The sequence below is a fragment of the Rhodoblastus sp. genome (genome assembly GCF_052145335.1).
In the GTDB taxonomy this organism is placed as follows: Bacteria; Pseudomonadota; Alphaproteobacteria; order Rhizobiales; family Beijerinckiaceae; genus Rhodoblastus.
This window is the reverse complement of record NZ_JBKQOU010000232.1, coordinates 1-5,732: the sequence shown is the minus strand read 5'-3', so window position 1 is coordinate 5,732 and position 5,732 is coordinate 1. Positions and strand designations below refer to the sequence as shown.

5 protein-coding genes and 1 pseudogene are annotated in these 5,732 nt (G+C 62.8%); 1 reads left to right on the top strand and 5 read right to left on the bottom strand.

All coding sequences use genetic code 11. The features are described 5' to 3' along the window. Positions 1–24: 24 nt before the first annotated feature. From ACLP2E_RS14790 to ACLP2E_RS14775, 4 genes are all read right to left on the bottom strand, one after another. Entirely contained in the window at positions 25–1,704 is a 1,680-nt protein-coding gene (locus ACLP2E_RS14790) for a cation acetate symporter (protein ID WP_442466386.1), read from the bottom strand. Next, a complete protein-coding gene (locus ACLP2E_RS14785; RefSeq protein ID WP_442462400.1) occupies positions 1,704–2,009 on the bottom strand; it encodes a DUF485 domain-containing protein in 306 nt (101 codons plus the stop codon). Before ACLP2E_RS14785 ends, ACLP2E_RS14790 begins: the two co-directional genes overlap by 1 nt. Positions 2,010–2,260: 251 nt before the next feature. Further along, complete coding sequence (gene ilvD, locus ACLP2E_RS14780) at positions 2,261–4,099, bottom strand: dihydroxy-acid dehydratase (RefSeq protein ID WP_442462399.1); 1,839 nt, start codon at positions 4,097–4,099, stop codon at positions 2,261–2,263. Positions 4,100–4,202: 103 nt separating this feature from the next. Next, positions 4,203–4,706 (bottom strand): NUDIX hydrolase, encoded by a 504-nt coding sequence (locus tag ACLP2E_RS14775; RefSeq protein WP_442462398.1) that lies wholly within the window; start codon positions 4,704–4,706, stop codon positions 4,203–4,205. Positions 4,707–5,018: 312 nt separating this feature from the next. Here ACLP2E_RS14775 and ACLP2E_RS14770 point away from each other — a divergent pair, with 312 nt between their 5' ends. Continuing rightward, a complete protein-coding gene (locus tag ACLP2E_RS14770; protein ID WP_442462397.1) occupies positions 5,019–5,393 on the top strand; it encodes an SPW repeat protein in 375 nt (124 codons plus the stop codon). Between the two features lie 15 nt (positions 5,394–5,408). Here the strand turns inward: ACLP2E_RS14770 and ACLP2E_RS14765 are convergent. Further along, positions 5,409–5,732: pseudogene (locus tag ACLP2E_RS14765) on the bottom strand (proline--tRNA ligase); the annotation flags it as partial.

The following is a 5,732-nucleotide window of genomic DNA, read 5'->3' as shown; positions in this document are numbered from 1 at the left end:
CAGGCCGCGCCCTCATCCATTTTTTTAGTGAGCCGAAGCGCCGACGGCGCCGATGCCTGTCTGGGCGCGCACATATTGCGCGTCGAAACCGGCCCGGTCTTCTGCGCCGCGCCGGCTCGAGTCAAGCTTCGAGAACAGCCAGATGCCGCCGAAGGCGATAGCCATCGAGAACAGCGCCGGATTGCTGATCTGGAACAGCGCCGAGCCCTTCGGATTGCCCATGGTGGCTTCCCACACCGCCGGCGAGAAGATCACGCCGACCAGCGCCGAGATCAGGCCGAGGAAGCCGCCGATGACCGCGCCACGGGTGGTCATGCCGCGCCACATGATGGACATCAGCAGAACCGGGAAGTTGCACGAAGCCGCGATCGAGAAGGCGAGGCCGACCATGAAGGCGACGTTCTGCTTTTCGAACACGATGCCGAGCACCACGGCGATGATGCCGAGCACGACGGTCGAAATCTTCGAGACGCGGATTTCGTCCTGCTCATTGGCCTTGCCGCCTTTGAACACGGTGGCGTAGAGGTCGTGGCTGATCGCCGAGGCGCCCGCCAGCGTCAGGCCCGACACGACCGCGAGGATCGTGGCGAAAGCCACCGCCGAAATGAAGCCCAGGAACAGATTGCCGCCGACCGCGTCGGCGAGATGGATCGCCGCCATGTTCGAGCCGCCTCGGATCGACGCGATACCCTTGCTCATATCCGCGTAGAATACCGGATTGGTCGAGACCAGCACGATCGCGCCGAAGCCGATGATGAAGGTCAGGATGTAGAAATAGCCGATGAAACCGGTGGCGTAGAACACCGACTTGCGCGCCGCCTTGGCGTCGGCGACGGTGAAGAAGCGCATCAGGATATGCGGCAGGCCGGCGGTGCCGAACATCAGGGCCAGACCGAGCGAAATCGCCGAGAGCGGGTTGCTGATCAGCGTGCCGGGCTCCATGATCGCCAGATGCTTGGGATGGACCTCGACCGCCTTTGCGAACAAGGCCGCAGGGCTGAAGCCAAACTGGTGCAGAACCGCGAAAGCCATGAAGGTCGCGCCGGCAAGCAGCAGGCAGGCCTTGATGATCTGCACCCAGGTGGTCGCCACCATGCCGCCGAAGGTCACGTAGACGATCATCAGCGCGCCGACGCCGACAACCGCATAATCATAGGGCAGGCCGAAAAGCAGCTGGATGAGGGCGCCGGCGCCGACCATCTGGGCGATCAGATAGAAGGCGACGGTGACCAGAGTGCCGCAGGCGGCGAGGATGCGGATCGGCGTCTGGTCGAAGCGGAACGAGGCGACGTCGGCGAAGGTGAATTTGCCAAGGTTGCGCAAGGGTTCCGCGATCAAAAAGGTGACGATCGGCCAGCCGACGAGCCAGCCCACCGAATAGATCAGGCCGTCATAGCCGCTCAGATAGACCAGGCCGGAAATGCCGAGGAAGGAAGCCGCCGACATGTAGTCGCCGGCGATGGCGAGGCCGTTCTGGAGGCCGGTGATGCCGCCGCCGGCGGTATAGAACTGCGCCGCCGAACGGGTCTTCTTGGCAGCCCAATAGGTGATGCCAAGCGTGAACAGGACGAAGGCGACGAACATGGCGATCGCGGTGACATTGGTCTCCTGCTGCTCGACATGGCCGGAGATGGCGTCGGCGAAAGCCGACGAAGCGAATGCGGCGAGAAACGCCGTGGTGAGGACGAGTTTCAGGCGCGACATCACTTGCTCTCCTCGACGATCTGGCGGGTCAATTCGTCATAACGGGCGTTGGCCTTGACGACATAAATGCCGGTGAGCACGAAAGCCGAGATGATCACGGCGAGACCGATCGGAATGCCGATCGTCGTGACGCCGTCGCTCGAAAGCGGCGTGCCGAGGAAAGCCTTGTCGAAGGCGACCAGCAGGATGAAGCCGAAATAGATCGCCAGCATCACCAGCGAAAGAGTCCAGCCCAGCGACTTGCGCGTGGCCACGAGTTCCTTGAACTTCGGATTGTTTTCAATTTCTAATGCACTTGCAGCCATTTGCGGCTCCCTCCCTGAATTCCGAGGCGATTTCGGCCGGTCTTTTTTCGCCTGGGCGGCGCCCGCCTTGACGCGGGAAAAGACCTTAAAACCTGAAAGCGCACACTGCTTTCTCTCTAGCCTAGCGCGCACGACTAAGTGAGTTAGCACTTTGTCGAACATGGCGGGCGGCCGCCGTCACAAAGCAAAACGCCGCGCCGCCCGATCCACGGCGACGCGGCGAAAAATTTGATGCAATTACAACGACTTTTTCAGGGAACAACCCGCACCGCGCCCTTGGCGGCGCTGGTGGTCATGGCGGCATAGGCCCGAAGCGCCGTGCTGAGAGGCCGCACACGCCCCACAGGTTTCCATGCTTCTCCGCCCCTGGCCGTCATTTCGACGCGGCGGCGCGCGATTTCCTCCTCCGCGACATCGAGCCGCAGCAGGCGCTGGGGAATGTCGATGTCGATTCGGTCGCCGTTCTCGACCAGGCCGATCAGGCCGCCCTCCTCGGCTTCCGGCGAAACATGGCCGATGGAAAGACCCGAAGTGCCGCCGGAAAAGCGGCCGTCGGTAATGAGCGCGCAGGCTTTGCCAAGGCCCATGCTCTTCAGATAGCTGGTCGGATAGAGCATTTCCTGCATGCCCGGGCCGCCGCGCGGCCCCTCGTAGCGAATGACCACGACCTGTCCGGCGACGACCCGGCCGGCGAGAATTCCCTCGACCGCCGCCTCCTGGCTCTCGAAAACAATGGCCGGGCCGGAGAATTTCAGGTTGTTTTCATCGACGCCCGCCGTTTTGACGATGGCGCCGTCGAGGGCGAGATTGCCGAACAGCACGGCCAGGCCGCCGTCGCGCGAAAAAGCGTGTTCCGCCGAGCGGATAACGCCGTTTTGCCGATCGTCGTCGACCGATTCGTAGCGCCGGGACTGCGAAAAGGCCTCCTGGGTCGGCACGCCGCCGGGCGAGGCGCGATAAAAAGTGTCGAGCCCGATGCAGTCGTTGCGCTTGAGGTCCCATTTCTTGAGCGCCACGTCGAGACTTCCCGCATGCACCGAGCGGACGTCGCGGTTGAGCAGGCCGGCGCGATCGAGTTCGCCGAGAATGCCATGAATGCCGCCGGCGCGATGCACGTCCTCGACATGGACGTCGGGCACGGAGGGCGCGACCTTGCACAGCACCGGCACGCGCCGCGACAGGCGGTCGATGTCGGCCATTTCGAATTTGATCCCCGCCTCATAGGCGGCGGCGAGCAGATGCAGCACGGTATTGGTCGAGCCGCCCATCGCGATGTCGAGCGTCATGGCGTTTTCGAACGCCTTGAAATTCGCCACGTTGCGGGGCAGAACGCTTTCGTCGTCGTGCTGGTAATAGCGGCGGCAGAGTTCGACGATGGTGCGCCCGGCGTTGAGGAACAATTCCCTGCGGTCGGAATGGGTGGCGACGATAGTGCCGTTTCCCGGAAGCGACAGGCCCAGGGCCTCGGTCAGGCAATTCATCGAATTGGCGGTGAACATGCCGGAACAGGAGCCGCAGGTCGGGCAGGCGGAACGCTCCATCGCGGCGACGTCCGCGTCGCTGTTCTTGGCGTCGGCGGCGGCGACCATGGCGTCGATCAGGTCGACGGCGCGGGTCTTGCCGCCGACGACCACCTTGCCGGCCTCCATCGGCCCGCCGGAAACGAACACGGCCGGAATGTTGAGGCGCAGCGCCGCCATCAGCATGCCGGGGGTGATCTTGTCGCAATTGGAAATGCAGACCAGAGCGTCGGCGCAATGGGCGTTGGCCATATATTCGACGCTGTCGGCGATGATTTCGCGCGAGGGCAGGCTGTAGAGCATGCCGGCATGGCCCATGGCGATGCCGTCGTCGACCGCTATGGTGTTGAATTCCTTGGCGACGCCGCCCGCCGCCTCGATTTCGCGCGCCACCAGCTGTCCCAGGTCCTTGAGATGGACATGGCCGGGGACGAACTGGGTGAAACTATTGACCACGGCGACGATCGGCTTGCCAAAATCGCCGTCCTTCATGCCTGTGGCGCGCCAAAGACCGCGCGCGCCGGCCATGTTGCGGCCATGGGTGGATGTGCGGGAGCGAAGCTGCGGCATGGCGGTCTCTTCGGTTTGGCTAAAAGCGTAATTCTCTCACGCCCGTTCTATTTGGGAGTTCGGAGGCAATACACAATCGCACGGGCCCCGTCCACGCAGGAACTCAACAGCCGATTTCGCCATCGTACACCCGGATGAACCGCGCGATCAGATCGCAAAGCTCCGGGTCGGAGATCACGTCCATCGCCTCGACGGCGGGAAACCATTTCGTCACGCGCTCGTGCTTTTCGGGCCAGTGTTCGCGCTGCCGCACCACGCGCAGCGAGTAGACCTCGACCTGGCAAAGCTGGATGCTGCGCGAAAATCGCTTGGAATAAGAAAAATAGCCGATTGGCTGTTGCGATATGGCGCCGAGCAGGCCGGCCTCCTCGATCGCCTCGATGGCGGCGGTGGCCGAGCCGCTGCGTCCGGCCATCGGCCAGCCTTTGGGAATAATCCAACGCTTCGTGTCGCGCGAGGAAACCAGCATGATTTCCAGCCCGTCGACATCGCGCCAGGGCAAGGCGGCATATTGCAGCCGATCAGGCGGCGCAAATTGCGCGGAAAGCGCGGCGCCGCCCGATTTCCTGCGCTTTTTTCGCGGCTTCATGGCGTTCGGCTGTTTCATCGCCCCGGATCGACCTCGACGCCGCCTGGTGCGCGCGTGCTGGAAAAAATCATTACTCGCAACGTCGCCTCAAGTGTGAACCGTTTCGTCGGCCTCATGGATGACACTTTCACGAAACTTTTATGACGACGTCAGGGTCCGAGACGACGCCAAGCTCACGGGAGCATCCAAAAGCAAACCCGGCTTTGGTGCGGACTATTGCTTTCCTGCGCTTGAAAGGCACACAGTATCAACTACATAATGGTGGATAGAAGCGCCGGCAGAAGTTGGAAACGCGAACTTGGCGCCGGCCGCAAGCAAGAGGAGATTCAAATGGCAGGCCTCAACGACTACACCACATTGAATAGGCATTTCCAAGATTACGCCAACCTTGTGCTTGGCGTGCTGCTATTCCTGTCGCCCTGGGCGCTGGGCTATGCCAACACCGAAATGGCCGCGCGCACGGCATGGATCGGCGGCATCGTCATCGCCATCCTGGCTCTCGCCGCCATCGTCAATTTCGCCGAATGGGAGGAGTGGCTGACGCTGCTGATGGGAGCGGCGGTGCTCGTCTCCCCCTATCTCCTGGGATTCAGCGATGTCAGAAACGCCGTGGCCGCGCATAATGTGATCGGCCTGCTGGTGGTGCTGGCGAGCGGCTGGGAATTGTGGACGGTCCATCATCGCCACACGCCGAGCATGAGGTAGAGCGGCTGACCCGCTTCAGTAAGCGCGGGCGATGAGAATCTCCTCGACGGCCGGGCGGCCGGTGAAGACGCAAGTCCCGCCGGCGCCGCCCTGGCCGACTGGAACATTGCGCAAAGTCAGTTTGAACGCCTTGAGCCGCGTCTCGACCTGTTGCAGCTCGGCGCCGGTCGGACGCGCCCAAGGAGCGCGCACCCAGCCCTTGAAGCCCGATTTGGCTTCGTCGTCTTCCGCCGCCGCGCCGAAATAGGCGGCGATGGCGTCGAAATCCTTCAGGTCCGAGCGGATATTGCCGTCGAGCCGCGCCTTGGCCTCGGCGTAGAGATTTGACTGGATCTCCGC